Source organism: Kocuria sp. GQ42 (assembly GCF_059758435.1).
The window spans coordinates 142,579-168,182 of sequence record NZ_JCAXEN010000001.1; the positions used below are offsets into that span (position 1 = coordinate 142,579).

The following is a 25,604-nucleotide window of genomic DNA, read 5'->3' on the forward strand; positions in this document are numbered from 1 at the left end:
TCGACGAGAAATGTGGGGTTGATCCGGGTTGAACTGGGGCAAAGTGGGATGTGTCACCACGGAAGAGCGAACTTCCCGGTGACCCCGAAGCCGAAGCACCCGTTCTCGGACCACTCAACGAGGAGCCGACATGTCCTACCCCAACGCCCCCAAGACCGCCGACGAGATCCGCCAGGAGTGGGACGCCGATCCCCGCTGGGCGCAGATCACCCGCGACTACACGGCGGAGGAGGTCGTCCGCCTGCGCGGCACGGTGCAGGAGGAGATGACCCTGGCCCGCCGCGGCGCGGAGCAGCTGTGGGAGAAGCTGCACACCGAGGACTTCGTCAACTCCCTGGGCGCCCTGACCGGCAACCAGGCGGTCCAGCAGGTGAAGGCCGGTCTCAAGGCCATCTACCTCTCCGGCTGGCAGGTCGCCGGCGACGCGAACCTCGCGGGCCAGACCTACCCCGACCAGTCGATCTACCCCGCGAACTCCGTCCCGGCGGTCGTGCGGCGGATCAACAACGCGCTGATGCGCGCCGACCAGATCGAGCACTCCGAGGGCACGAGCACGGTCGACGACTGGCTGGTCCCGATCGTGGCCGACGCCGAGGCCGGCTTCGGCGGCCCGCTCAACGCCTACGAGCTCATGAAGTCCATGATCGCCGCCGGCGCGGCCGGCGTGCACTGGGAGGACCAGCTGGCCTCCGAGAAGAAGTGCGGCCACCTGGGCGGCAAGGTGCTCATCCCCACCCAGCAGCACGTCCGCACCCTGAGCGCGGCCCGGCTCGCGGCCGACGTCGCCGACGTCCCCTCGCTGATCATCGCCCGCACCGACGCGGAGGCGGCCACCCTGATCACCTCGGACGTGGACGACCGCGACAAGCCGTTCGTCACCGGCGAGCGCACCGCGGAGGGCTACTACAAGGTCCGCAACGGCCTCGAGGCCTGCATCGCCCGCGGCAACGCGTACGCCCCGTACGCCGACCTGCTGTGGATGGAGACGGGCACCCCGGACCTCGAGCTGGCCAAGAAGTTCGCCGACGGCATCCACGCGGAGCACCCCGACCAGATGCTCGCCTACAACTGCTCGCCGTCCTTCAATTGGAAGAAGCACCTGGACGACGCCACGATCGCCAAGTTCCAGCGCGAGCTGGGCGCGATGGGCTTCAAGTTCCAGTTCATCACCCTGGCCGGCTTCCACGCCCTGAACTACTCGATGTTCGACCTCGCCCACGGCTACGCCCGCAACCAGATGACGGCCTACGTGGAGCTGCAGGAGCGGGAGTTCGCGGCCGAGGAGCGCGGCTACACCGCCACCCGCCACCAGCGCGAGGTCGGCACCGGCTACTTCGACCTGGTCTCCACCGTCCTCAACCCGCAGTCCTCCACCACGGCGCTGGCCGGGTCCACCGAGACCGCCCAGTTCTGAGCCGAACGGCCCTGAGCCGAACGGCCGTGACCGGCCGGGGGCCCGACAGGGTCCCCGGCCGCGCCGCATCCGACGACGACCCGCTCCGGCGCCCTCCGGAGCCGCCCCACCCGAACTCCCCAGGACACTCTTCAGGCGAGGACCCAGCCATGATGACCATGACCAGCAACCCCGTGACGATCAACGGCGTGACCCTCACCGGTCACCACGTGCCCCGGCAGAACAGTGTGCTCACCCCCGACGCGCTCGGCTTCCTCGCGGCGCTGCACCGCGAGTTCGAGCCCCGCCGGCGCGAGCTGCTGGCCGCCCGCGAGGAGCGGCGCAAGGCGATCGCCCGCGGCACCGACCCCACGTTCCTGCCAGAGACGCGGGGGATCCGCGAGGACGACTCCTGGCGCGTGCCCCCGCCCCCGCCCGGGCTCGAGGACCGCCGGGTGGAGATCACCGGTCCCACCGAGCGGAAGATGACCATCAACGCCCTCAACTCCGGGGCGAAGGTGTGGCTCGCGGACATGGAGGACGCCAACACCCCGCACTGGACGAACGTGGTCACCAACCAGCTCAACCTCATCGACGCGCTCGAGGGGACCATCGAGTTCACCAACCCGGACGGCAAGAAGTACGCGCTGAAGAACAGGGACGCCCGGGCCAACCCGACCATCGTGGTGCGGCCCCGCGGGTGGCACTTCGAGGAGAGGCACCTGTCCGTGCGGGACGAGCCCATCGCGGGCGCCATCGTGGACTTCGGCCTGTACTTCTTCCACAACGCGCGCCGGCTCAAGAAGCTCGGCCTGGGCCCCTACTTCTACCTGCCCAAGACCGAGTCCCACCAGGAGGCGCGGCTGTGGCACGACATCTTCAGCCGGGCGGAGTCCATGCTGGGGACGGACCGCGGCACCATCCGCGCCACCGTGCTGATCGAGACGATCACCGCGGCCTTCGAGATGGAGGAGATCCTCCACGAGCTCGGGGAGCACGCCGCGGGGCTCAACGCCGGCCGCTGGGACTACATCTTCTCCATCATCAAGAACTTCCGGACCCGAGGGCCCCGCTTCATCCTCCCGGACCGCAACGCGGTGACCATGACGCAGCCGTTCATGCGGGCCTACACCGAGCAGCTCGTGCGGGCCTGCCACCGCCGCGGGGCGATGGCCATCGGCGGGATGGCCGCGTTCATCCCCTCCCGCCGGGACGAGGAGGTCAACCGCACCGCGATCGAGAAGGTGCAGGCCGACAAGACCCGCGAGGCCGAGGACGGGTTCGACGGGTCCTGGGTGGCCCACCCCGACCTGGTCCCCGTGTGCCGCGAGGTCTTCGACGCGGTGCTCGGCGACCGGCCGAACCAGCTGGACCGGCTCCGCGAGGACGTGGTGCCCGACGACAAGGCGCTCATCGACATCGCCTCGGCCGAGGGGAGGATCACCGAGGTGGGGATCCGCAACAACGTGGAGGTGGGGATCCGCTACATCGAGGCGTGGCTGCGCGGCAACGGCGCCGTGGGCATCCACAACCTGATGGAGGACGCCGCGACCGCGGAGATCTCCCGCTCCCAGATCTGGCAGTGGGTGAATACCCGCGCCATCACGGACGAGGGCGAGGAGATCACCCGGGACTGGGTGCAGGAGCTGTTGGAGGAGGAGTTCGCGAAGATCGAGCGCGCCGAGGGCGACCGCTTCGACGACGCCCGCGCCATCTTCGAGGAGGTGGCCCTGGGCGACGACTACCCCGCGTTCCTGACCACCCCCGCCTACGAGCGGTTCCTGGCCGAGCCCGAGGACCCGCACGCCCCGGAGGAGGCCGGCACCTCAGCGTCCTCGCGAGCCTGAGCGGCCCACCGGGCCGGGTCCACGATCCAGGGCGCCCGGGGCAGGACGTCCTCGTCGAACACGGCGAGGACGTCCTGCGCCGACCGGACCGGTCCGGGGAGGCCCAGCGACGCGGCCATCCAGCCCAGCACCTCCTCGGCGCCGTGCCCCGCCGCGGCGAGCTCGGCGAGGGTCACGGCGCCGTCCCGCTTGGCGAGGCGCTGCCCGTGCGCGTTGAGCACGAGCGGCACGTGCACCCACTCCGGCTCGTCCAGACCGAGCACCGAGGCCAGGTACGCCTGCCGGGGGGTCGAGGGCAGCAGGTCGTCGCCCCGGACCACCTGGTCCACGCCCTGGTGGGCGTCGTCGAGGACCACCGCGAGGTTGTAGGCGGGGCGGCCGTCGTTGCGCAGCAGCACGAAGTCGTCGACGAGCCCCGTGAACGCCCCGGCCCAGCGGTCCACGACCGTGCGGGAGCGCACGTCCGCGCGCAGCCGCACCGCCGGGGGCCGCTCCCGGCGGCGCCGCGCCCGCTCGGCGTCGCCGAGGTCCCGGCACGTGCCCGGGTAGGCGCCCGGGGCCCCGTGCGGCGCGCTCGCGGCCGCCTGCACCTCCCGGCGCGTGCAGTAGCACTCGTAGGTGCGCCCCGCCGCGGTGAGACGCTCCACCACGGCCCGGTGCTCGTCCTCCCGCGAGGACTGCAGCAGCGGCGGGCCGTCCCAGTCGAGGCCCAGCCGGGCGAGGTCCGCGAGCTGCCGCTCGGCCGCCCCCGGCCGCACCCGGTCGATGTCCTCGACGCGCAGGACGAAGCCCCGGCCCGTGGAGCGCGCGAGGACCCACGCGAGCAGCGCCGTGCGGAGGTTGCCGAGGTGGAGGTCCCCCGAGGGGGACGGAGCATAGCGGCCGGCGCCTCCGGCCGCACGGCCCCAGGACGGAGCGGTCATGGTTGCCAGGATAGCCAGCGGCGGTCGGTACCCTGGTCGGGTGGCGCGCATCAACGAAATCCGCGACGGCGTCTTCGCCGTGAGCACGGACAACTGGAGGCTGAACTCTGGGGTCGTGCTCGGGTCTCGTCGCGCCCTCGTGATCGACACGGGCGCGGGCCCGCGCCAGGCCCGGGAGATCCTGGAGGCCGTCCGCTCGCTCACGGGCCTGCCGCTGACGGTGGTGAACACCCACGCCCACTACGACCACTTCCTGGGCAACGCCGTGTTCCAGCGCGCCGGGGCCGAGGACTTCTGGGCGCACCGCGGCTGCGCGGCGGCGATCCAGGCGCACGGCGACTTCCAGCGCTCCTTCGTGGGCACCCACGAGCCCGAGATGGCCGCCGCCGAGGGGCCGGACACCCGTCTCGTCGTGCCCAACCGGCACCTGCCGGGCACGGGCCGGCGCCCCGCCCTGACCCGGGTGGACCTGGGGGAGCGGGCGGCGGTGCTCTTCTCGTTCGGCCCGGGCCACACCGACAACGACCTCTGCGTGGGCGTCGACGACGTCGTGTTCACCGGGGACCTCGTGGAGCAGGGCGCCGACCCCAGCTTCGACGACTCCTACCCGCGGGGCTGGGCCACGGCCCTCGAAAGCCTGGCCGCCCTCGACCGGTACCAGGTCTTCGTCCCCGGCCACGGCAACCCGGTGGAGCGCGGCTTCGTGCTCCAGCAGGCCCGGCTCATGCGCACCGCGATCGAGCGGGTGGACGCGAGCGAGGCCGCCGCGGCGCAGCCGGACGGCATGCGTCCCGTGACGGCCTCGATGTTCCGCCTGCCCTACAACCCGGGGGCGGCGCGGATCCTCCTGGACCGGCTCGAGCGGATCAGGGCCGAGGACGCCGCGACCGAGGAGCTTGCAGCGCTGTCAGCGCCGCTGCCGCCAGGAGACTGACCCCGAGGATCGCCGCGCACGCCGCGACCGCAGCCCAGCCCCCGCCCGGCACGCGCAGGGCCGCCCACAGCGGCAGCAGGCCGACCAGCAGGGCCCCCGCGCCGGAGACGGCCAGCAGGGCGGTCAGGCCCCCGCCGGGCACGGGTCGCTCCACGGGCCCGGTCAGGCGCAGGACGAGCCCGCCCAGGGCGGCCCAGCCCGCCACGACCAGCAGGGACGCCACGACGTCCGAGGGCCGGTGCCAGCCGTTCAGCAGCGTGGCCACCCCGGTCGCGGTCGTGGCGCCGGCCCCCAGCAGCCCGACCACCGGCCGGGAGGGGGCGGGGGCCGCGAGCAGCACCACCGCCACGGCGGCGGCCGCGGCGGCCGTGTGCCCGGACGGGAAGGAGTTGACGGCGGCCTCCTGGATCCCGAGGTCCGGCTTCTCCAGCAGCACCCGCTTGAGCAGCTGGACCGTGAGGTTGGAGAGCACGACCACCGCCGCCCCGACCACCGCCGGGGCGAGGCGCCGGGAGCGCACGGCCAGGACCGCGAGACACAGGGCGGAGACGGCGCCCACCACCCACGGCACCGAGTCGAGCAGCTGGGCGGCGCGGTCGGAGAGGTCCGGGAAGGCGCCGCTCGCCTGGCGCAGGGCCAGTTCGTCGAGCCACTGCCCGGTCGCGGTGGTGAGGGCCACGACCCCGACCAGCGCGGCCGACGCCCACAGGGCGGCGGCGCCGAGCAGGTGGCCCAGGACCTGCAGGACGGTGGGTGCGGGGCGGCGGGCGGTCGTGGTCATCGAGCTCCTGGGCGGTGGTGCGGATCGTCGGGGCGCGGGCACGGCCGCGGCCGTGCGGGCACCCGCGGAGCCCTCATCATTCCACGCACGGATCGGAGCGGGCTGAGAGGCGCCGCCTAGGCTGGGGAGCATGCTCCCCGCCGTGGTCCTGCCCCCGCTCGACGACCTGCTCGCGCACGCGCACGTCGTCGCCCTGCCGATGCGGGTGCGCTTCCGCGGCGTCGACGTGCGCGAGTCGGTGCTCCTGCGCGGCCCGGCGGGGTGGGGGGAGTTCGGCCCGTTCCCCGAGTACGGGGACGCCGAGGCCGGCGCCTGGCTCCGCGCCGCGGTCGACGCCGCGTGGCACGGCTTCCCGGCGCCCCGGCGCACGCGCATCCCCGTCAACGCGACCGTGCCCGCCGTGCCGGCGGCCCGGGTCCGGGAGGTCCTCGCCGGGTTCGGGGGCGGGGTGCGGGCCGTGAAGATCAAGGTCGCCGAGCGCGGCCAGGGGCCGGGGGACGACGATGCCCGGGTCGCGGCCGTGCGGGCCCTGCTGCCCGAGGCCGAGCTGCGGGTGGACGCCAACGGCGGGTGGGACGTGCCCACGGCCCTCGCGGCCCTGGAGCGGCTCGGGCGGCACGGGCTCGCGTACGCGGAGCAGCCCGTGCCCACGATCGAGGGCCTCGCCGCCGTCCGGGAGGGCCTCGCCGACCGGGGCGTGCCGGTGCTGGTGGCCGCGGACGAGTCCGTGCGCAAGGAGGACGACCCCCTGGCGGTGGCCCGGGCGGGCGCCGCCGACCTGCTCGTGGTCAAGGCGGCTCCGCTGGGCGGGGTGCGCCGGGCCCTGGACGTGGTCGCGCAGGCAGGCCTGCCGGCGGTGGTCAGCTCCGCCCTGGACACCTCCGTGGGCATCCGGGCGGGTCTCGGGCTCGCCGCCGCCCTGCCCGAGCTCCCGTACGCCTGCGGGCTCGGGACGGTGTCCCTCATGCGGGCGGACGTCCTGCGGGAGCCGCTGCGGCCGGTGGGCGGGATGCTCGAGCTCCGGGACGCGGTCCCGGACCCCGAGCTGCTGGCGTGCCACGCCGTGCCCGCCGACCGTCGCCGGTGGTGGCTGGAGCGGCTGCGCCGCGTGCACGCCCTGGCCGGGGCCGCACCTCAGCCCTGAGCCACTACCCCCAGGACCTCGGCCCGGAGTCGGTCCAGGTCCACCGGCTCGCCCTCGTGCAGCCCGTGGCCCCGGACCCAGGCCCGGGCGGCGCGCCACACGTCGTCGCAGCCGAGCTCCATGTCGGGGTGGGCGGCGCCGATCCGGGTCTGGGCCGTGTGCTCAGGGTCGTCGCCCGTGAAGGAGAAGACCGCCACGGGGCTGCAGGCGAGCCCCACCACCCCGTGGACGGAGGCGATGATCCGTCCGTGCAGGCAGTCCCCCGGGTGGAGGTCCCACGCGCGGTGGACGCTCAGGCAGTCCACGGCTGCACGCCGGTACCCGCGCGCGCCGTGCTCGTGCGGAACGTTTCCCCCGTGCTCCCGCGGGGACAGCAGTCCCCCCTCTGGTTCGATGTGCATCGCGCGCCTCCTCCGCCGGTGTCCCGGCCGGCTCCGCCGCCGCGGCGGCACGGCCCGTGGGCGGATCGAGCAGAAGGAGGGGGGTCTTCCGTAAGTTCCCGGTCACGGCCCGGGGCGCTGGACGGATGGGACGGCCTGACGCCACGAGCATCCCAGAACCGGGGCGGCCGCGGAATCCGCCGGCGCATTGTTTCTTTGAGTGAACTCGGCCCGGGACGGACCCGCTGATCAGGGGCGGATGGGTCCCCGGCCGGACACTGCCCGTTCACCTGCGGTTCGCACGGCCGCCCCCGGGGCCTCACCGGGCAGTGGTGCAGTGGCGGAGCACCCGTTCCCCGACCGCGGTCCGCCGCGGGCCCCGTCCCCTGGGAGAGCCATGACCGACACCGCCAAGCGCACCGTCCTGCCCCTGCTCGGCCACACGCGCGGCAAGCGCAGCCCCGTCACGTGCCAGCTCAAGTGCGGCAGCGCCTGCGCCGGACCGGAGTGCAACACCTCCGGCAACGGCTACTTCCGCGACATCGCGAGCGCCGCGCTGTCCCGCCGCTCCGCCCTGGGCCTGGGCGCCGCGGCGGCCGTGACCGTCGGCGTCGTCGGCGCCACCCCGGAGACCGCCCAGGCCCACGGCCGCGGACGCTCCGGGCTGTCCTTCGCGCCCATCGCCCCCGTCCCGAACACCGTGGACGACCTCACGGTCCCCGAGGGCTTCGACTGGTCCCCGATCATCCGCTGGGGCGACCCCCTGTTCGCGGACTCCCCGGAGTTCGACCCCCTCCGACAGACCCCGGAGTCCCAGGCGGGCCAGTTCGGCTACAACAGCGACTACCTGGACATCCTCCAGGACCGCGGCGGGCGCAGCGGAGTGCTCGTGAACAACCACGAGTACACGAACGAGAGCCTCATGTTCCCCGCCGAGCAGCAGGACGACCTCCAGCGCGTGGCCCGGGTGGCCATGGCCGCCCACGGCATGTCCGTCGTGGAGATCGCCCGCACCGGCCCCGGCCGGCCCTGGTCCTACGTGCGCGGCGGCGCCCGCAACCGGCGCATCACCCTGAGCACGCCCTTCGCCGTGGACGGCCCGGCCGCGGGCTCCGCGCTGCTGAGGACGCAGGACGACCCGACCGGCACCGTGGTCCTCGGCACGCAGAACAACTGCGCCGGCGGCACCACCCCGTGGGGCACCGTCCTGTCCGGCGAGGAGAACTTCAACCAGTACTTCAAGGGCAACGGCTCCGCCGAGCAGAAGCGCTACGGGATCTCCACCGAGGCCCCGAGCCGGCGCTGGCACGAGGTGGACCCCCGCTTCGACTCGACCCTGCCGGGCTACGCGAACGAGCCGAACCGGTTCGGCTGGATCGTGGAGCTCGACCCCCAGGACCCCGCCTCCACCCCGGTCAAGCACACCGCCCTGGGCCGCTTCAAGCACGAGGGCGCCAACGTGCGCGTGGCCGAGGACGGCACCGTGGTGGCCTACTCCGGCGACGACGAGCGCTTCGACTACCTCTACAAGTTCGTCTCCGCCCAGAAGTACGTGGAGGGCGACCGCGCCCACAACATGACGCTGCTCTCCGAGGGCAACCTGTACGTCGCGAAGTTCACCGGGGACACCGCGGCCGAGATCGACGGCTCCGGCCGGCTGCCCTCCGACGGAGCGTTCGACGGCTCCGGCGAGTGGCTGCCCCTGGTGGTGAACGGGGAGTCGGCCGTGGCCGGCATGTCCGTGGAGGAGGTCCTGGTGTTCACCCGCCTGGCCGCGGACCAGGTCGGTGCCACCAAGATGGACCGACCCGAGGACGTCGAGCCCTCCCCGCACACCGGCAAGGTCTACGTGGCGCTGACCAACAACACCGACCGCGGCACCCCGGGCAAGGCCGGCCCGGACGAGGCCAACCCGCGCACCCAGAACCGCGACGGGCACGTCATCGAGATCACGGAGCGCCACCACCGTGCCGCCGCCACCGAGTTCGACTGGAACATTCTCCTCGTCGCCGGCGACCCGGCGAAGAACGCCTCCACCTACTTCTCCGGCTACCCGGTGGAGAAGGTCTCCCCGATCTCCTGCCCGGACAACCTGGCCTTCGACTCGGAGGGCAACCTGTGGATCTCCACGGACGGCGCCCCGGGGACCATCGGCTACAACGACGGCCTGTTCAAGGTGGGACTGTCCGGGCGCGAGCGCGGCAACGTCGAGCAGTTCCTCGCCGTGCCGCAGGACGCCGAGACCTGCGGGCCCGTGATCCACGATCGCGAGCGCATGGTCTACGTGGCCGTGCAGCACCCGGGCGAGGACGGCTCCTTCGAGGAGCCCCGCTCCTACTTCCCGGACTACGTGGTGGAGACCCGCCAGGGCGAGGGCGAGTGGTCCCTGCCGCGGCCGTCCGTGGCCCAGGTCTTCGCCGTGGACCGGGCCGGGGAGACCGAGTTCCCCGGCGCGATCCACGACCGGCCGGGCCAGGGCCGCAACCAGCACAAGCGGCGCAAGAACGGCGAGCGCGGGCCCCGCTACCGCGGCTACAAGGGCAAGGCCACCGCGGAGACGAAGGCGGCGGCGAGGACCGCGTCCCGCTCCTACTGAGCCCCGCCGCCGGAGGCGTCCGGCGCCCCCCCCGGTCCCCGGCCCGCCCCGCGGCGGGCCGGGGACCGGTGCGTTCCCGGACTACCCTGGTCTCCTGTGACCACACCCTCTCTCGACACCGCCCGCGCCGTCCTGGAGGAGCTCGTCGCCGCCGGGATGCGGCACCTCGTTGTGGCCCCCGGCTCCCGGTCCGCGCCGCTGGCCTACGCCGCGGCGGCCGCCCAGGCCGCCGGGGCCCTCGAGGTCCACGTGCGGGTGGACGAGCGGGGCGCGGCGTTCACCGCCCTCGGCATCGCACGGGCCACCGGCCGGCCGGCCGGGGTGCTCACCACCTCGGGCACGGCCGTGGGCAACCTGCTCCCCGCGGTGCTGGAGGCCGACCACGCCGAGGCGCCCCTCGTCGTGCTCTCCGCCGACCGCCCGCCGGAGCTGCGGGGCACCGGCGCCAACCAGACCACCCGCCAGCCGGGGATCTTCGGCGACCACGTGCGCGCCGCCGTGGACCTCCTCCCGGACGACGACGTGCCCGCCCGTCTCGAGGAGGTCCTCGCCGCCCTGGCCGGCCGCGGACGGCAGGGGCCCCGGCCGGCGGGACCGGTCCAGCTCAACGTGGCCCTGCGCGAGCCGCTGCACCCTGCGCCGGAGGACGGCCCGGTGCTCGCGGCCCGGGCCCGGCTGCTGGCCGCCCGGACGGGAGCACGCCCGGACCCGGGGCCGACCGCGGTGGCGGCCGGACCCGTCACGGTCCCGTCGCCGGACGCCGGGGCGGCGCGCTCCGTCGTCGTCGCCGGGGACGGCGCCGGACCGGACGCGGCACGCTTCGCCGAGGCGTGCGGACTGCCGCTGCTCGCGGAGCCCTCCTCGAACGCGCGGAGCGGCCCGCACGCCGTGGGGGCCTACCGGCTGCTGCTGGACTCCCCGCTGGGCCGGCGGATCGAGCGGGTCCTGCTCGTGGGCCGGCCCACGCTCTCCCGCCCGGTCGGGGCCCTGCTCGCCCGGGCGGACGTCGCCACCGCGGCCGTGCGGCCGGCACCCGTGGCCTGGTACGAGCCCGGGCGGCGCCGTGAGCGGGTGCTCACGAGCTGGGCCGAGGCGGCCGCCTTCACCGGCCGCGGCGCCCCCGGCTGGGCGCAGGCCTGGCGGGAGGCGGGCGCCGCCGCGGACGGCGCCGTGGCCCGGCTGCTCGCCGCCGAGCCGCCGGAGCGGGCCACGGGCCCGGCCGTGGCCGCCGCGGTGTGGGAGGCCTGCCGGCGGGACGGGGCCGTGCTGCTGGCGGGCTCCTCCAACCCGGTGCGCGACCTCGACCTGGCCGCCCGGCCCGGCCCCGGCTCCCCGCTCGTGCTCGCCAACCGGGGGCTCGCCGGGATCGACGGGACGGTGGCCACGGCCGCCGGCGCGGCGCTCGGCGGGGGCCGGCCGGTCCGCGCCCTCCTGGGCGACCTGACGTTCCTGCACGACGTCTCGTCCCTGCTGCTGGGGCCGGGCGAGCGCGAGCCCGACCTCCAGCTCGTGGTTCTCAACGACGGCGGCGGGGGGATCTTCACGACCCTGGAGCACGGTGCGCTGGGGCAGCAGGAGGAGTACCGGGCGGTCGTGGAGCGGTTCTTCGGCACCCCGCACGAGGCCCGGCTCGACGCGCTGTGCGCCGGCTACGGCGTGGCCCACCGGCGTGCGGCCGGCGTCGCCGAGCTCGAGCAGGCGCTCGCCGCGCCCGTGCGGGGGCGCTCGGTCCTGGAGGTCGTGGTGGACCGGCGCGGGCTGCGGGACCTCCACGCCCGGATCCGGGCCGCCGTCGCCCGGGCCGCCGCGGTGGCCGCCGCGCAGGACATGGCTCAGGACACCACGCAGGACACGGCTCCGGACAACGGTGCAGGAGACCGCACCGGCCGCTGAGGGGCGTCGAGGTGCGCCGGCCGGCGCCCCGGGGCCGGGGACGCGGACGGGCCCCGCCCCCTGGCGAGCGGGACGGGGCCCGGAGGCGGTGCCGCGGGGGTCAGCCGCGCACGGTGGGCGCCTCGCGCTCGGCGGGCGCCTGCGGGTGCCCGGCGAGCTCCTCCACCCGGTGCTCGGCCTCCTCCAGCCCGCGCTGGTGGGGCACCACGAGGGTGACCAGCGCACCGAGCAGGGCCACGCCGGCGAAGACGTAGAACGCCTGGGGGCCGCCGAAGCCGGCCGCGGCGAGCCAGCCGCCGATGATCGGGCCGAAGATGCCGCCGAACCGGCCCATGCTGGCGCAGAACGCCACCCCGGCGGCCCGGGCGTTGGTGGTGTAGTAGTTCGACTGGAACCCGTAGACCAGGACCTGGGTGCCGATGGTGCCCACGCCGGCCACGGCGATGAAGAGGAACAGCAGCGGCAGCGGGAAGCTGAAGGTCATCAGGACCAGGGCGATCGCGGCCAGCGCGAAGGTGGTGGCGATCATCCGCTGCGGGCCGGTGCGGTCCGCGAGGCGGGAGGCCAGCAGACCGCCGACCAGGGCGGAGCCGTTGAGCACGAGGACGAAGTACAGCGGGCTGATGCTGTGGCCGTAGCCGTTCATGATGACGGCGAGCCAGGTGTTCAGTCCGTAGGTGAGCAGCAGGCCGCAGAAGGACATGAAGCCCAGCAGGATCGAGGCCAGGGCGAACTGCTTGGAGAACACGGCCGCGTAGCCGGTCCTGCGCGGTGCGGCCCCCACCTTCTGGATGACCTGCTCCTCGATCAGCGGGACGCCGGTCCGGAGGGCGACGGCCTCGGCCCGCTCGGTCTCGCCGCGGGTGAGCAGCCAGCGCGGGGACTCGGGGAGCTTCCACAGCATGAGCGGGACGAGCAGGAGGAGGGGGAGGGCCCCGATCATGAAGAGCCCGCGCCAGCTCAGGTCGGTGAGGAAGGCGATGCCCATGAGGGCGGCGAAGACGCCGCCGGCGGGGATGCCGGAGTAGACGATGCCGTTGTAGAACTGGCGGCGGCCGGCGGGGGCGAACTCGGCCATGGTGGCGCCGGCGGTGGCGATCACGAGGCCGAGGCCGATGCCGGTGAGGAAGCGCATCGCGCCGAAGGCCAGCACGCTGGTGGTGAGCGCGGTGACGAACATGCCGACGGAGAACCAGGCGACACCGGTGATCAGCAGCCGGCGGCGGCCGAAGAAGTCGCCGATGGCCCCGCAGACGAGCGAGCCGATGAGCACGCCGATGAGGGCGTAGGAGCCCACCAGGCCGGCGACGGCCGGCTCCAGGGTCCCGATCTGGGTGGGGTCGGCGAGCAGGCCCGGCAGGACCACGCCGTAGATGACGAGGTCGTAGCCGTCGAAGAGCAGGGCGAGGCAGATGATGAACGCCACGAAGCGGGCGGTCCTCTGCTCGAGCAGCGGGTTCTCCGCGATGATGGTGTGTGGTTGGGTCATGTTCCCCGGGACCTCTCTGGGCAGCGCGTGGACAAGGCAGGAAGCGGGGGAGACCGGCGGTGCGTCCCCTGGCTGCGTCCAGCCTGGCAGAGCTGTGATCCGGGTCATATGAGGCAAAGACCCAGGGATCCACCAGGGGGTGATTCACATGCCTGGAATACTGATGGACCCGATCGGGACTGTCCTGGATATGAGTCCGGGCCCGTCGTCCGCAGACGACGGGCCCGGACGGCGCCGGGTCACTGCTCCGGGGCCTGCACCTGCGTGGGGTTGAGCACGCGGGAGAGGAACGCCTGGGTGCGGGGCTCGCGGGGGTGGCGGATCACCTCGGCGGCGGGGCCCTCCTCGACGACCACCCCGCCGTCCATGAACACCACCTTGTCGGCGACGTCGCGGGCGAACTCCATCTCGTGGGTGACCACGAGCATGGTCATGCCCTCGGCGGCGAGGTTGCGCATGATGGCCAGGACGTCGCCCACCGTCTCGGGGTCGAGGGCGGAGGTCGGCTCGTCGAAGAGCATGAGGGACGGGTCCATCGACAGGGCCCGGGCGATCGCCACGCGCTGCTGCTGCCCGCCGGAGAGCTGGTCGGGGTAGCTGTCCGCCTTCTCGGCCAGGCCCACGCGCTCCAGGTTGCCGCGGGCGATCCGCTCGGCCTCGGCCCGGTCCCGCTTGAGCACCTTGAGCTGGGCCACGGTGCAGTTCTCGAGCACGTTCAGGTGCGGGAACAGGTTGAACTGCTGGAAGACCATGCCCACGTGCCGGCGCATCCGGTCGACGTCGGCCTCGGGGTCGGTGACCTCGAAGTCGCCGATCGTGATCCGGCCCTGCTGGGGGGTCTCGAGCAGGTTGACGCAGCGCAGCAGCGTGGACTTGCCGGAGCCTGAGGGACCGATGAGACAGACCACCTGGCCGGCGCCGACGCTGAGGGAGATGCCCTTGAGGACCTCGAGGGAGCCGTAGGACTTGTGCAGGCCCTCGACGACGACGGAGGCCGCGTCCGCGAGGCCGTCGGCGCCGCCGGGCCCGGACCGGGGAGTGGGGGAGGATGCAGTGCTCACAGTCAGGCTCCTAGGACTTCTTCATGCGGTCGGTCTTGGACTCGAAGCGGCGGGTCAGGATGCCCAGGGGCACCGTGATGATGAGGTAGCAGACACCCGCCACCACCAGGGGCGTGAGCCCCGCCCCGGCACCGGAGATGGCCTCGCGGCCGTACTTGGTGAGCTCGTACTGGCCCACGCCCATGCCCAGCAGGTAGACCAGCGACGAGTCCTTGGTCAGCAGGATCACCTCGTTGGTCAGCGGGGGCAGCACGATCCGCAGCGCCTGCGGGATGACGATCGTCACCATGGCCCGGGCGTGGGACATGCCCAGGGAGCGCGCGGCCTCGTACTGGCCCTTCGGCACGGCCTGCAGACCCGCCCGCAGGGACTCCGCGATGTAGGCGGCGGCCACGAGGCCCAGGGCGATCATCACCGTGACGTAGTGGTTGAAGCGGAAGCCGAAGGCCAGCGGGATGCCGTAGCCGAAGGCGAGGAAGACCAGCAGGGCGGGGACGCCGCGGAAGAACTCGATGTAGATCGTGGCCAGCCACCGGTAGGGCGCCACGGACGAGAGCTTCATGAGCGCGAGCACCACACCGCCGGTGAGGCCGACCACGAAGCCGAGGAGCGTGTAGATGAGCGTGTTCTTCAGCGCGACCACGATGATGCCGGGGAACTGCTGGGCCGCGATGGCCGGGTTGAACACCTTCTCGACCAGCAGCGGCCAGTCGGCGACCGCGATGAGGGCGAGGACGACGAGGATCAGGACGGCGTACTGGACGCCGCGGGAGAGCCGTGCTCTCTGGTGCATGGTCATGGCCATGGGTTGGTCCGTTCTGGGTGGTACGGGTGGGACGGTGACGGGGCCGGCGTCCCGGGTGCGGGTCGCCGGCCCCGGGTCAGTTCTCCTGGACGGGGATCCACGTCTCGACGATCTGCTCGAGCGTGCCGTCCTCCTCGATGCGGTCCAGGGTGGCGTCGACCGCGCCGAGCATCGCGTCGTCGCCCTTCGCCACGGCCACGCCGAGCTGGTCGTCGAGGTCGGCGGTCTCCTGCACCACGAAGTCCGGGTCGTCCTGGGCGTGCTGGGCGATCGCCGTGACGTCGTCGAGCACCGCGTCCACGCTTCCGGTGCTGAGGCCGGTGAACAGCGTGGTGGCGTCCTCGAACTGGACGGCGTTGAGGCCGAGCTCCTGGGCCTGGGTCTCGCCGACCGTGCCCTGCATGACCCCGACCCGCACCTGCTCCTCGCGGGCGGCGTCGATCGAGTCGACCCCGTCCTCCCCGTCGGTCACGAGGCCGACCTCGTTGTCGTAGTAGGGGTCGGAGAAGTCCATGACCGTCCGCCGCTCCTCGGTGATGGACAGGGCGGAGATCGCGACGTCGCACTGGTCGGTCTCGAGGGCCGCGCCGGACTGGATCGACTCGAAGGCGAGCGTGACGTTCTTCATCTCCACGCCGAGGTCCTCGGCGATCTCCCGGCCGAGGTCCATGTCGAGGCCGACCATCTCGCCGCCCTCCTCCATCTCGAACGGCGGGTAGTTGGACTCCGAGCACACGGTGAGGAACCCGGTCTCCACCAGGGCCACGGCCGAGGACGCGGTGGCCCCCGCGGTCTCCCCGCCGCCGTCCGCGGCCTCCCCGGAGGGGCTCTCGGGCGTGCAGGCGGTCAGGGCGAGGGCGGCGATCGCGGACAGCGCCGCCAGGGCGTGCGCGCGGGACGGGCGGGTCGTCGGACGGGGCATGCGGGGTTCCTCCGGTGGGAGCAGTGGTCGTCGGCGCGGTCGGGCCGGGCGCGGGGCCGGCCCTGCGGGGCGGTGGCCCCGCGCGTGTTCGGGCACCAGGATACGGTGCGAGCCCGGGTCCGGCTCAGCCGGCGGACAGGCCCGGGGCGGGCACGAGGCGCTCCGGGGCCCCGGCGGCCCGCTGCCCCAGGGCCTGGAGCATCGGCCGCAGCTTCGCCCAGGTCTCGGCCAGCTCGGACTCGGGGTCCGAGGCGGCCACGATGCCGCACCCGGCGTAGAGCCGCACCGTGCGCTCGTCCTCCTGCACCGCCCCGCGCAGGGCGATGCCCCAGTCCCCGTTGCCGGCCGCGTCGAGCCAGCCGACGGGGCCCGCGTAGAGTCCCCGGTCCATCTGCTCCAGCTCCGGGATCGCGGCGGCGGCCACCGCCGTGGGCGTCCCGCACACCGCGGCGGTGGGGTGCAGGGCCTCGGCGAGCTCGAGGGAGGACGGCGGGTCCCCGGCCGGGCCCGGGCGCAGCGCGGCGGTGACGTCCGAGGCGAGGTGCCACACGTTGGGCAGCTCGAGGATGAACGGCTCCGGGGAGGTCGTGACGGCGTCGGTGTAGGGGGCCAGCGACGCCTCGAGGGAGTCGATCGCGAACCCGTGCTCGTGCTGCTGCTTCTCGGACTCCCCGAGCACCCGCGCGGCGTACTCGTGCGGGTCCTCGTCCGGGGGCGCGGCGTCCCGGTCCAGGGTGCCGGCGAGGACCCGGGCGTGGGCCACGCCGTCGAGGACCCGCACCAGCATCTCCGGGGTGGCCCCCATGAGCCGGCCCGCGCCCGCAGGGTCCCCGCCGAGGCCCACGCAGTACGTCCAGCACTGCTCGTAGCGCCGGGCGAGGTCCCGCACCACGGCCACGGCGTCCAGCGGGGCGTCCGTGCGCGCCACGACGTCCCGGGCCAGGACCAGCTTCTCCATCCGGCCGGAGCGGATGCGCTCGACGCCCTCGCGCACCGCCTCCGTCCACTCGTGCTCGCCCAGGGTCCCGGAGGACAGCCGGACCACGGCCGGCGCCGCGGGCGGCCCGCCCGCGGCGGGCGGGCGCCCCGGGGCGGAGCCGATCCGGCGCAGCCAGGCGGCCGCGACGTCGTCGGCGCCCAGCGTGAAGGGGGTCCCGGGGGCCACGGCCACCACGAGGGTCACCCACGCGACGTCGCCCCGGCGGCCCACGAGCAGCTCCGGGACCACGAGCCCGGAATCCACGGCGGAGGCGGTCGCGAACGTGAACGCGCCGAAGGCGGCCAGCCCGGTCCCGGGCACTCCCACGCGGTCCTCGACCACGGCCGCGCCGACCAGGTCGTCCCACCACACGCGGGCCGCCGTGAACCGGTCCGCGCCGCGCACCGTGTGCTCGGCGGCCCGGCCCCAGGCCACGAGTCCGCGCCCGTCCACCGTCCAGGTGAGCAGCTCCGGTCCGACGAGCAGGTCCCGCAGGTCCGGGGCGGGCGCGGGATCCGCGCCCAGCGCGGACAGCGGCACCGTCAGGGTGTGCAGCACGGGGACCGGCGGGACGGCTGCGGGGTCGGCGGCGGGGGCGGTGGAAGACATCGCCCCCCAGTCTAGGCCGACCGCCGGACAGCCCCTGGCCCCCTGGCCCCGCTCCCGCGGGCGGGGCCGCCGGGAGGGCGTCCGGGGCGGGCGCCGGGGGAGGGGCCCGGGCGGGGGCGTCGGAGCGAGGTGCGACAATGACCGGGTGAACCGAGCAGACCTGTCCAAGCAGCCGCACGAAGTCTCCGCCATGTTCGACGACGTGGCGCCCCGCTACGACCTCGTCAACGACATCCTCTCGCTGGGGCGGACCCGCGGCTGGCGCAGGGTCGTCGCGGAGGCCGTCGGCGCCGTCCCGGGGGAGAAGGTCCTCGACCTCGCCGCCGGGACCGGGACCTCGTCCGAGCCGTACGCGGACGCGGGCGTCGACGTCGTGGCCGCGGACCTCTCGCTCGGGATGCTCGAGGTGGGCCGTGCCCGCCGCCCCGACATCGAGTTCGTCCAGGCCGACGCCACCCGGCTGCCGTTCGCCGACGCGTCCTTCGACGCCGTGACCATCTCCTTCGGGCTGCGCAACATCCAGGACTACCGCCGCGCGCTCGCCGAGATGCTGCGGGTCGCCCGGCCGGGCGGCCGGCTCGTGATCTGCGAGTTCTCGACCCCCGCGGCCGCCCCGCTGCGCACCGTCTACACGGAGTACCTCATGAAGGCGCTGCCCGGGATCGCCGCGCGCGCGGCGTCCAACCCGGAGGCCTACCGGTACCTCGCCGAGTCCATCGCGGCGTGGCCCGATCAGGAGGACCTCGCCGCCGAGATCCTCGCGGCCGGCTGGACCGGCGTGCAGTACCGCAACCTCACCGGCGGCATCGTGGCCGTGCACCGGGCCGTCAAGCCCGCCGCGGACGCCCCCGCCCGATGAGGGCCCTCGTCCTCGGCGGCGGCCCCGCCGGCGCCACGGCCGGGTACTGGCTCGCGGCGCACGGGATCGAGGTCACCGTCCTGGAGAAGACCGCGTTCCCGCGGGAGAAGGTCTGCGGCGACGGGCTGACCCCGCGCGCCGTGCGCGAGATGCGGCTCATGGGCCTCCCGCACGGGCCCGAGCTCGGCTACGCCCGCAACCGGGGGCTGCGGCTCGTGGCCCGCGAGCGCACCGTCGAGGTGCCGTGGCCCGAGCTGAGCGACTTCCCGCCCTACGGGCTCGTGCGCACCCGGCTGGGCTTCGACGAGCACCTGGCCGGGCACGCCCGCGCCGCCGGGGCCCGGGTGCTCGAGCACCGGGCCGTGACCGGGGTGCTCCGCGACGGCTCCGGCCGGGTCGTCGGCGCCCGCGCCAACGTCCTCGACGCCGCCGGGCGGCGCACCGGCGAGACCGAGGAGCACCGGGCGGACGTCGTGCTCGCCGCCGACGGCAACTCCTCCCGCACCGCGGTGTCCGCCGGGCTGCACAAGCGGGACGACCGCCCGATGGGGGTGGCGGTGCGCGCCTACTTCGAGTCCCCGCGCTCGGACCTGGACTGGATGGAGGGATGGCTCGAGCTCACCGACGGCACCGACCCGCAGCGGGCGCTGCTGCCGGGCTACGGCTGGGTCTTCGGCGTCGGGGACGGCACCGCCAACGTGGGACTCGGGATCCTGGACACCTCCCCGGCGTTCGGGGCCCTGGACTACCGGAAGGTGCTCGCGGACTGGACCGCGTCCATGCCCGCCGAGTGGACGTTCGACGAGGAGCACCGCCGCGGCCGCGTGCTCGGCGCGGCCCTGCCGATGGCCTTCAACCGCACGCCGCACCACGTCCCGGGGATGCTGCTGCTGGGCGACGCCGCGGGCCTCGTCTCCCCGTTCAACGGGGAGGGCATCTCCAACGCGATGGAGTCCGCCCGCTACGCCGCCGAGCACGTCGTGGCGGCCGCGGCCGCCAACGGCCCCGCCCAGCGGGAGCTCGTGCTCGCCGGCTACCCCGACCGGGTCCGGCAGGAGTGGGGCGCCCACTTCACCCAGGGCCGGGTCCTGGCCCAGCTCATCGGCAGCCCCGCCGTGATGAAGGCGGCCGTGCGCACCGGCATGGCCGTGCCCGCGCTGATGCGCTTCGTGGTCCGGGTCATGACGGAGCTCTCCGACCGCCCCGCCGCCACGTGGGAGGACCGGGTGGTCTCCCTCCTGGACGCCCTGACGCCCGCGACCGGCAACACCCGCCCCCCGAAAACTCGCTAGAGTGGTGGACCGTGACTGAATCCTCCTCCCCGAGCGCCGACGGCCCCGCCGCAGGTCTCGGCACCGATCAGGTGAAGCTGCCCGCCGGCTTCGACCTCATCGCGTCCGACGACCGGCTGGGCCCGGTCGTGCTCGGGTCGCTGGCCCGGATCGAGGAGCGGCTCGACGAGGCGGTGCGCAGCGCCGACCACCTGGCCGACGTCACCTCCCGCCACCTGCTCCAGGCCGGGGGCAAGCGCGTGCGGCCCCTGCTGACCGTGCTGGCCGGGGAGATCGGCGGCGGCATCAACGACGCCGTCCTCGAGTCCGCGGCCGTCGTGGAGCTCACGCACCTGGCGACCCTCTACCACGACGACGTCATGGACTCCGCGCCGCTGCGCCGCGGCGTCGCGACCGCGCAGACCGTGTGGGGCAACTCGGTGGCCATCCTCACCGGCGACCTCATCTTCGCCCGCGCCTCCTCGATGGTCTCCGAGCTCGGCCAGCGGGCCCTCAAGATCCAGGCGGACACGTTCGAGCGGCTCGTGCTCGGCCAGCTGCACGAGACGGTCGGCCCCCGCGAGGGACAGGACCCGCTGGAGCACTACCTCGACGTCCTCTCGGGCAAGACCGGCTCCCTCATCGCGGCGTGCGGGCACTTCGGCGCGGTCCTGGCCGGGGCCGACCAGGACGTCGTGGACGTCATGGTCGAGTACGGGGAGAAGGTCGGCATCGCCTTCCAGCTCGCCGACGACGTGATCGACGTGACCGGCGAGGACGAGGTCTCCGGGAAGTCCCCCGGCACCGACCTGCGCGAGGGGGTGCCCACTCTGCCGGTGCTCATCCTGCGCCGGATGGCGGGGGAGGGCGACGCCGACGCGGTGCGCGCCCTCGAGCACCTCGACTCCGACCTCACCTCGGACGAGGCCCTGGCCCGGGCCGTGACCGCGGTCTCGGGGCACCGGGCCACCGAGGAGGCGTGGCGGATCGCCCGGCAGTGGGCCGACGAGGCCATCGCGTCGCTGGAGCCGCTGCCGGACACGGTGGCCAAGCGCGCGCTCGTGGCGTTCGCGCACGCCGTCGTCCACCGCGAGGCCTGAGCAAGCTCCGCACCGTGCGTCCCGGGCCGTGGCGCCGGGTGTGGTTCCCGCGGTCCCACGGGCTAGCCTGTAGCCGTCCGCAGACCACTTCCCGCACCCGAGGACGACCATGACCCCTCAGTCCCCACCCGGCCGTGCCGCCGCGCCACGCGAGGCGTTCTCCAGCCGCACCGTCTTCATCCTGGCCGCGATCGGCTCCGCCGTCGGCCTCGGCAACATCTGGCGCTTCCCCTACATCGCCTACGAGAACGGCGGCGGGGCGTTCCTGATCCCGTACCTCGTCGCGCTGCTGACGGCCGGTCTGCCGCTGCTGATGCTCGAGTACGGCATCGGCCACCGCTTCCGCGCCTCGGCGCCGCTGGCCTACCGCCGCCTGCACCCCAAGACGGAGTGGATCGGCTGGTGGCAGATGGGCATCAGCTTCGTGATCGCCGTGTACTACGCCGTCATCCTCGGCTGGGCGATGCTGTACACCTACTTCTCCTTCGGCAAGGCCTGGGGGGACGATCCCGCCGCGTTCTTCCTCTCGGACGTCCTGCAGACCTCCGAGGAGGTCGGTGTGGGCCTCGACTTCGTCCCCAACGTGCTGGCCGTCACGGCCGTGGCGTGGATCGCGCTGCTCGTGGTGCTGCTGCTGGGCGTGCAGAAGGGCATCGGCCGGGTCAACCTCGTGCTCATCCCGCTGCTGGTGCTGATGTTCCTCACCATCGTGGTCATCGCCCTGACGCTGCCGGGCGCCACCGACGGCCTCAACGCCTTCTTCACCCCGGACTGGGCGGCGCTCACCGACAGCGCCGTGTGGGTCGCCGCCTACGGCCAGATCTTCTTCTCGCTCTCGGTCGGCTTCGGCATCATGATCACCTACTCGTCCTACCTCAAGCCCAAGACGGACCTCACCGGCTCCGGTCTCGTGGTGGGCTTCGGCAACTCCAGCTTCGAGATCCTCGCCGGCATCGGCGTCTTCGCGGCACTGGGCTTCATGGCCGGGGTCTCCGGCGTGGGCGTGGACGAGGTCGCCACCTCGGGCATCGGCCTCGCGTTCATCGCGTTCCCGACGATCATCTCCCAGGCGCCGCTCGGCACGCTCATCGGCGTCCTCTTCTTCGCGACCCTCACCTTCGCGGGCTTCACGTCGCTCGTGTCGATCGTCGAGGTCGTCGTGGCGGCCGCCCAGGACAAGCTCGGCCTGCGCCGGCGCACCGCCGTGGTGGCCGTCGTGGTGCCCATGGCGCTGATCTCCCTGGCCCTGTTCACGACCACCACGGGGCTGAACCTGCTCGACGTCACGGACAACTTCGTCAACCAGTTCGGCATCGTCGCCGCGGCGCTGGTGTCCATCATGCTGCTCACGGCCGGCTTCTCCGCGCTGCCCACCCTGCGGGACCACCTGAACTCGGTGTCCTCCTTCAAGCTGGGGCGCACCTGGATGGTCGTGGTCGGCGGGATCACCCCGATCATGCTGGGCTACATCCTCATCAACACGCTCACCACCACCCTGGCGGAGGGCTACGGCGAGATGCCCGCGTGGTTCGTCAACACGTTCGGCTGGGGCACGGCGCTCGCGATCGTCGTCGTCGCGCTGCTGCTTTCCCGGCTGCCGTGGCCCGCCGGCTCGGCGGCCTCGGACCTCAGCCCGTCCCCGGCGATCGTCGACGCCTCCGTGGACCGGCGCCGGCTGCAGGGCGGCCAGCCGCTCTCGCGCTGGTCGGACACCGCTCTGCGCACCCCGGCCCTCGACCAGGACTTCTCCTACCGCACCCTCGCCGAGGGCACTGCCGGGTCCACGGGCCGGCACGCGGAGGCCCCCGCCGAGGGGACCGGCACGGCGCCCTGGTCCTCCGGCACCCCGTCCAGCACCACCGGATCCCAGGAGGACCCCCGATGACCACTCCCGCCATCATCATGCTCATCGTGGCCGTGTGCACGGTGTGGGGCGGCTTCATCGCCGCCGTGCTCCACCTGCGGCGCACGCCGGAGGTGGACGAGAACGACCAGGGCTTCGGCGGCGACGACTACGTCCGCACCACCTGACCCCGTCCCGGACCCCCGGGACCAGCAGGAGGGCTCCCGGCGCCGCGCGGCGCCGGGAGCCCTTCTGCGCGTGGTGACCCGGGTCCGCGCCCCCCGGGCCCGGAGCCCGGGTGCGGCGGACCCGGAACGGGCCGCCGCCGCGCGCCGGACCCGGGGCGGGGTGCTCAGGCGCGGCGCGCCCGCGGGGCGCGCACCGCGTCCAGCACGAGCAGCAGCACCGCGAGCCACACGAAGCAGAAGCTGACCCAGCGCTCCAGGGGCATCTGCTCGCTGAACACGAGCACGGCCAGCAGGAACTGCCCGATGGGCGCCACGTACTGGATCATGCCCACGGTGCTCAGCGGCAGGCGGGTCGCGGCGACCCCGAACAGGATCAGCGGCACGGCCGTGATCACGCCCGAGGACAGCATCAGCAGGAGGTGGCCGGTGCCCTCGCTGCCCAGCGTCAGCCTGCCGTCCGCCCCGAGCAGCGCCACGACGATCGCGGCCACCGGGGTCAGCGCCATCGTCTCCACGGTCAGCGTCACGATCGCCGGGTAGGACCCGCCCATCCTGTTCTTCACGAGGCCGTAGAAGCCGAAGGAGAAGGCCAGGCCCAGCGAGAGCCACGGCACCCGCCCGTAGAAGACGGCCATGACCACGACCGCCACGAACCCGATCCCCACGGCCGTCCACTGCAGGGCCCGCATCCGCTCCCGCAGCACCAGCACGCCGAGCAGGATGGCCACGAGGGGGTTGATGAAGTACCCGAGGGAGGCCTCCAGGGTGTTCCCCGTGGTCGTGGCGACCGTGTAGAGCCACCAGTTGACCCCGATCAGCAGGCCGGCCACGGCCAGGGTCCCGAGGGTGCGCGGAGCGCGCAGCGCCCGGCCCAGGGGAGTCAGCTGCCCGGTGAGCGCCAGCAGCGCCAGGCAGAAGACCAGGGAGAAGAGCACGCGCATCGCCACGATCTCCACCGGCGTGGCCGGCTCCAGGGCCACGAAGTACAGCGGGAGCAGGCCCCAGATCCCGTAGGCGGCGAATCCGGACAGCACACCGGCCCGGGTCCTCGACTGCTCGTCGGGATCCGGGCCGGGTGCGGTGTTGTAGGCGGTCACGCTCGAGGGTACCGCCGGGGGTCAGAGGCCGAAGAATCGGCTGAAGAAGCCCTTCTTCCGCTCGCCCTGCTCCTCCTCGGCGGTCTCCTCGCCCTCCACCACGGGCTCGGTTCCGGCGCTGCCCGGGACACCGGGGCCGGCCACGACCTCGCGCTCGACCTCGCGCTCCACCTGCGGCTCCGCGACGGGCTCCCGGTGCGGCGCGGCGGCGGGCTCGGGCACCTCCTCGCGGGCCGGGCGGACGGGCTCGGGGCCGGGCACCACCGTGGTGCTCACGCGGCCCGGGCGCACCTCCCGGTCCGAGGGCTCCTGGTCGAACGGGAGGTCGGTCTCGGCGGCACCTGCGTGCGCGGCGGCCGGCTCCTCGGGCGGCCGGGGCTCCTCGGCCGGCTCGGGCCGGACGTGCTCCGTCTCGACGAAGTCGGGCACCTCGATCGGCTCGGGCTGCTCCCGGGGGGCCTCCTCGGGCACCGGGGTCTCCGCGGGAGCCGCCGGGGCCGCGGCGCGGTGCGGCTCGGCCTCCTGCCGGGCGGCCGTGGCCTCGGCGGCGGCACGGTCCTCGCGCAGGGTGGCGGCGCGCTCCCGGGCGTCGGCGGCCAGGTCCACCAGGATCTCGGGGCCCACGGACGGCTCGGCGGGCTCGACACCGGAGATCTGGTGGTCGTCGAACCAGAACCGCTGCGCGCCGTCCCGCACGGTCACCACGCACGTGGCCGCGGTGTCCCACTCGATGTGGGCGCCGCGCAGCTTGGCGTAGGAGTCCACGGCGAGGTTGTGGTCCACCGCGGTGTCCGTGGTCAGCGCCTCGGCGATGACCCGCATCATCCGCTCCACGGTGAGCTCGGGGAGCTCGAACTCGGGTCCGTCCAGCAGCAGCCACGCGGTGACGCCGCCGCCCGCTCCCGCGGGGTAGTGCGCGTACACGCCCGTCACGGCCTTGGCCGCCAGCGTCAGCCGGCGGGCGAGGCCCTCCGCCACGGGCAGCTCGTCGGTGGACAGCTCGTCCACGCCCAGCCGTTCCCCGGCCTCGCGGGCCTGGACCGCGGCGGAGACCACCGCGGCCGGGAAGTGGCCCAGCTCCTGCCAGGACCAGATCCAGGAGCCGCGGGAGGCGGACTCGGTGCCCAGCAGATAGGGCGTCAGGGTCACGGGGGGCTCGGTCTGCAGGGTGAACGCCGGCGCGGAGAAGTCGACGTCCCACCCGGCGCCCTGGGTCAGCTCGGCCAGCCTGGCCTGGTACTCGGTGGAGATGAAGATCGACTCGTCGATCAGTTCCTGCAGCGTTTTCGTCATGCGTCCAGGCTAGCAACCCTCGCGGGTGCGGGAGCGTCACGGCGGGCGCCGCCCGGTGCGTCGGCGGGGGCGCCGGACGGCCGCTCCGCCCGCGGCGGCCGGGGACCGCTTGGGTAGGGTGGGGCGAGACCCCCGGGGCCCGGCGGGTGCCGCGCCCGGCCCCGCGCCCGTCCCGTGACCACACGATCCGAGCAGGC

Annotated in this window: 21 protein-coding genes; 11 read left to right on the forward strand and 10 right to left on the reverse strand. The window is 74.1% G+C overall.

Annotated elements, in window-relative coordinates:
* Positions 1-130 precede the first annotated feature (130 nt).
* The gene (gene aceA, locus AC6CH6_RS00635; RefSeq protein ID WP_133409274.1) at positions 131-1,414 is read left to right on the forward strand and encodes an isocitrate lyase; all 1,284 of its coding nucleotides are present in this window, start codon (positions 131-133) and stop codon (positions 1,412-1,414) included.
* Positions 1,415-1,566: 152 nt separating this feature from the next.
* Positions 1,567-3,240 carry a malate synthase A gene (aceB, locus tag AC6CH6_RS00640; RefSeq protein WP_133409438.1) on the forward strand — a complete coding sequence of 558 codons (1,674 nt, stop codon included), beginning with the start codon at positions 1,567-1,569 and terminating at the stop codon, positions 3,238-3,240.
* Here aceB and gluQRS read toward each other — a convergent pair.
* Positions 3,162-4,163, reverse strand: coding sequence for a tRNA glutamyl-Q(34) synthetase GluQRS (gene gluQRS, locus AC6CH6_RS00645; RefSeq protein ID WP_498253707.1), 1,002 nt, complete (start codon positions 4,161-4,163; stop codon positions 3,162-3,164). The genes aceB and gluQRS overlap by 79 nt on opposite strands.
* Positions 4,164-4,203: 40 nt before the next feature.
* Here gluQRS and AC6CH6_RS00650 point away from each other — a divergent pair, with 40 nt between their 5' ends.
* Positions 4,204-5,097, forward strand: a complete 894-nt coding sequence (locus tag AC6CH6_RS00650) for an MBL fold metallo-hydrolase (protein WP_017832458.1) — start codon at positions 4,204-4,206, stop codon at positions 5,095-5,097.
* Here the strand turns inward: AC6CH6_RS00650 and AC6CH6_RS00655 are convergent.
* The gene (locus AC6CH6_RS00655) at positions 5,030-5,878 is read right to left on the reverse strand and encodes a phosphatase PAP2 family protein (RefSeq protein ID WP_498253708.1); all 849 of its coding nucleotides are present in this window, start codon (positions 5,876-5,878) and stop codon (positions 5,030-5,032) included. The genes AC6CH6_RS00650 and AC6CH6_RS00655 overlap by 68 nt on opposite strands.
* Positions 5,879-6,008: 130 nt before the next feature.
* Here AC6CH6_RS00655 and AC6CH6_RS00660 point away from each other — a divergent pair, with 130 nt between their 5' ends.
* Positions 6,009-7,022 (forward strand): o-succinylbenzoate synthase, encoded by a 1,014-nt coding sequence (locus AC6CH6_RS00660; protein WP_498253709.1) that lies wholly within the window; start codon positions 6,009-6,011, stop codon positions 7,020-7,022.
* On the opposite strand, the gene AC6CH6_RS00665 is transcribed toward AC6CH6_RS00660, so the two are convergent.
* The gene (locus AC6CH6_RS00665; protein WP_498253710.1) at positions 7,013-7,423 is read right to left on the reverse strand and encodes a hypothetical protein; all 411 of its coding nucleotides are present in this window, start codon (positions 7,421-7,423) and stop codon (positions 7,013-7,015) included. The two genes, AC6CH6_RS00660 and AC6CH6_RS00665, sit on opposite strands and share 10 nt — an antisense overlap.
* A gap of 376 nt (positions 7,424-7,799) precedes the next feature.
* Between AC6CH6_RS00665 and AC6CH6_RS00670 the strand changes: the two genes are divergently transcribed.
* Together AC6CH6_RS00670 and menD are read left to right on the forward strand one after the other, a co-directional pair.
* Positions 7,800-9,998, forward strand: a complete 2,199-nt coding sequence (locus AC6CH6_RS00670; RefSeq protein WP_498253711.1) for a PhoX family protein — start codon at positions 7,800-7,802, stop codon at positions 9,996-9,998.
* A gap of 96 nt (positions 9,999-10,094) precedes the next feature.
* Positions 10,095-11,891 (forward strand): 2-succinyl-5-enolpyruvyl-6-hydroxy-3-cyclohexene-1-carboxylic-acid synthase, encoded by a 1,797-nt coding sequence (gene menD / locus AC6CH6_RS00675; protein ID WP_498253712.1) that lies wholly within the window; start codon positions 10,095-10,097, stop codon positions 11,889-11,891.
* A 100-nt stretch (positions 11,892-11,991) separates the two neighbouring features.
* Here menD and AC6CH6_RS00680 read toward each other — a convergent pair whose 3' ends face one another.
* The 5 genes from AC6CH6_RS00680 to AC6CH6_RS00700 form a co-directional block, all read right to left on the reverse strand.
* Complete coding sequence (locus AC6CH6_RS00680; RefSeq protein ID WP_498253713.1) at positions 11,992-13,380, reverse strand: MFS transporter; 1,389 nt, start codon at positions 13,378-13,380, stop codon at positions 11,992-11,994.
* Positions 13,381-13,619: 239 nt separating this feature from the next.
* The gene (locus tag AC6CH6_RS00685) at positions 13,620-14,441 is read right to left on the reverse strand and encodes an amino acid ABC transporter ATP-binding protein (RefSeq protein ID WP_498253714.1); all 822 of its coding nucleotides are present in this window, start codon (positions 14,439-14,441) and stop codon (positions 13,620-13,622) included.
* A gap of 10 nt (positions 14,442-14,451) precedes the next feature.
* Positions 14,452-15,246 (reverse strand): amino acid ABC transporter permease, encoded by a 795-nt coding sequence (locus tag AC6CH6_RS00690; RefSeq protein ID WP_035924981.1) that lies wholly within the window; start codon positions 15,244-15,246, stop codon positions 14,452-14,454.
* A 76-nt stretch (positions 15,247-15,322) separates the two neighbouring features.
* A complete protein-coding gene (locus AC6CH6_RS00695; protein WP_498253715.1) occupies positions 15,323-16,168 on the reverse strand; it encodes an ABC transporter substrate-binding protein in 846 nt (281 codons plus the stop codon).
* A 124-nt stretch (positions 16,169-16,292) separates the two neighbouring features.
* Positions 16,293-17,756, reverse strand: coding sequence for an isochorismate synthase (locus tag AC6CH6_RS00700; RefSeq protein ID WP_498253716.1), 1,464 nt, complete (start codon positions 17,754-17,756; stop codon positions 16,293-16,295).
* Positions 17,757-17,901: 145 nt separating this feature from the next.
* On the opposite strand from AC6CH6_RS00700, the gene AC6CH6_RS00705 reads away from it, so the two are divergent.
* From AC6CH6_RS00705 to AC6CH6_RS00725, 5 genes are all read left to right on the forward strand, one after another.
* A complete protein-coding gene (locus tag AC6CH6_RS00705) occupies positions 17,902-18,615 on the forward strand; it encodes a demethylmenaquinone methyltransferase (RefSeq protein ID WP_498253717.1) in 714 nt (237 codons plus the stop codon).
* Entirely contained in the window at positions 18,612-19,907 is a 1,296-nt protein-coding gene (locus AC6CH6_RS00710; protein WP_498253718.1) for a geranylgeranyl reductase family protein, read from the forward strand. Before AC6CH6_RS00705 ends, AC6CH6_RS00710 begins: the two co-directional genes overlap by 4 nt.
* An 11-nt stretch (positions 19,908-19,918) precedes the next feature.
* Positions 19,919-20,986, forward strand: a complete 1,068-nt coding sequence (locus tag AC6CH6_RS00715; RefSeq protein ID WP_428841358.1) for a polyprenyl synthetase family protein — start codon at positions 19,919-19,921, stop codon at positions 20,984-20,986.
* A 109-nt stretch (positions 20,987-21,095) separates the two neighbouring features.
* Positions 21,096-22,871: a sodium-dependent transporter gene (locus AC6CH6_RS00720; protein ID WP_498253719.1), complete on the forward strand. Its 1,776-nt coding sequence runs from the start codon at positions 21,096-21,098 to the stop codon at positions 22,869-22,871.
* Entirely contained in the window at positions 22,868-23,017 is a 150-nt protein-coding gene (locus AC6CH6_RS00725) for a methionine/alanine import family NSS transporter small subunit (RefSeq protein ID WP_126350305.1), read from the forward strand. The genes AC6CH6_RS00720 and AC6CH6_RS00725 overlap by 4 nt, the downstream gene beginning before the upstream one ends.
* Before the next feature lie 164 nt (positions 23,018-23,181).
* Here the strand turns inward: AC6CH6_RS00725 and rarD are convergent, their stop codons facing one another.
* Both rarD and AC6CH6_RS00735 read right to left on the reverse strand, forming a co-directional pair.
* Entirely contained in the window at positions 23,182-24,114 is a 933-nt protein-coding gene (gene rarD / locus AC6CH6_RS00730) for an EamA family transporter RarD (protein WP_498253720.1), read from the reverse strand.
* 21 nt (positions 24,115-24,135) lie between these two features.
* The gene (locus AC6CH6_RS00735) at positions 24,136-25,407 is read right to left on the reverse strand and encodes a DUF6882 domain-containing protein (RefSeq protein WP_498253721.1); all 1,272 of its coding nucleotides are present in this window, start codon (positions 25,405-25,407) and stop codon (positions 24,136-24,138) included.
* Between the last annotated feature and the right edge of the window lie 197 nt (positions 25,408-25,604).

What these genes read in the sequence shown, in the direction of transcription:
- AC6CH6_RS00680 (WP_498253713.1), bottom strand. Translation starts at nt 13,380, where the DNA reads ATGACCCAACCACACACCATCATCGCGGAGAACCCGCTGCTCGAGCAG.
- AC6CH6_RS00655 (WP_498253708.1), bottom strand. Translation starts at nt 5,878, where the DNA reads ATGACCACGACCGCCCGCCGCCCCGCACCCACCGTCCTGCAGGTCCTG.
- AC6CH6_RS00700 (WP_498253716.1), bottom strand. Translation starts at nt 17,756, where the DNA reads ATGTCTTCCACCGCCCCCGCCGCCGACCCCGCAGCCGTCCCGCCGGTC.
- aceB (WP_133409438.1), top strand. Translation starts at nt 1,567, where the DNA reads ATGACCATGACCAGCAACCCCGTGACGATCAACGGCGTGACCCTCACC.
- AC6CH6_RS00725 (WP_126350305.1), top strand. Translation starts at nt 22,868, where the DNA reads ATGACCACTCCCGCCATCATCATGCTCATCGTGGCCGTGTGCACGGTG.
- AC6CH6_RS00670 (WP_498253711.1), top strand. Translation starts at nt 7,800, where the DNA reads ATGACCGACACCGCCAAGCGCACCGTCCTGCCCCTGCTCGGCCACACG.
- aceA (WP_133409274.1), top strand. Translation starts at nt 131, where the DNA reads ATGTCCTACCCCAACGCCCCCAAGACCGCCGACGAGATCCGCCAGGAG.
- AC6CH6_RS00695 (WP_498253715.1), bottom strand. Translation starts at nt 16,168, where the DNA reads ATGCCCCGTCCGACGACCCGCCCGTCCCGCGCGCACGCCCTGGCGGCG.
- AC6CH6_RS00735 (WP_498253721.1), bottom strand. Translation starts at nt 25,407, where the DNA reads ATGACGAAAACGCTGCAGGAACTGATCGACGAGTCGATCTTCATCTCC.
- AC6CH6_RS00690 (WP_035924981.1), bottom strand. Translation starts at nt 15,246, where the DNA reads ATGGCCATGACCATGCACCAGAGAGCACGGCTCTCCCGCGGCGTCCAG.
- AC6CH6_RS00660 (WP_498253709.1), top strand. Translation starts at nt 6,009, where the DNA reads ATGCTCCCCGCCGTGGTCCTGCCCCCGCTCGACGACCTGCTCGCGCAC.
- gluQRS (WP_498253707.1), bottom strand. Translation starts at nt 4,163, where the DNA reads ATGACCGCTCCGTCCTGGGGCCGTGCGGCCGGAGGCGCCGGCCGCTAT.
- AC6CH6_RS00720 (WP_498253719.1), top strand. Translation starts at nt 21,096, where the DNA reads ATGACCCCTCAGTCCCCACCCGGCCGTGCCGCCGCGCCACGCGAGGCG.
- AC6CH6_RS00710 (WP_498253718.1), top strand. Translation starts at nt 18,612, where the DNA reads ATGAGGGCCCTCGTCCTCGGCGGCGGCCCCGCCGGCGCCACGGCCGGG.
- AC6CH6_RS00665 (WP_498253710.1), bottom strand. Translation starts at nt 7,423, where the DNA reads ATGCACATCGAACCAGAGGGGGGACTGCTGTCCCCGCGGGAGCACGGG.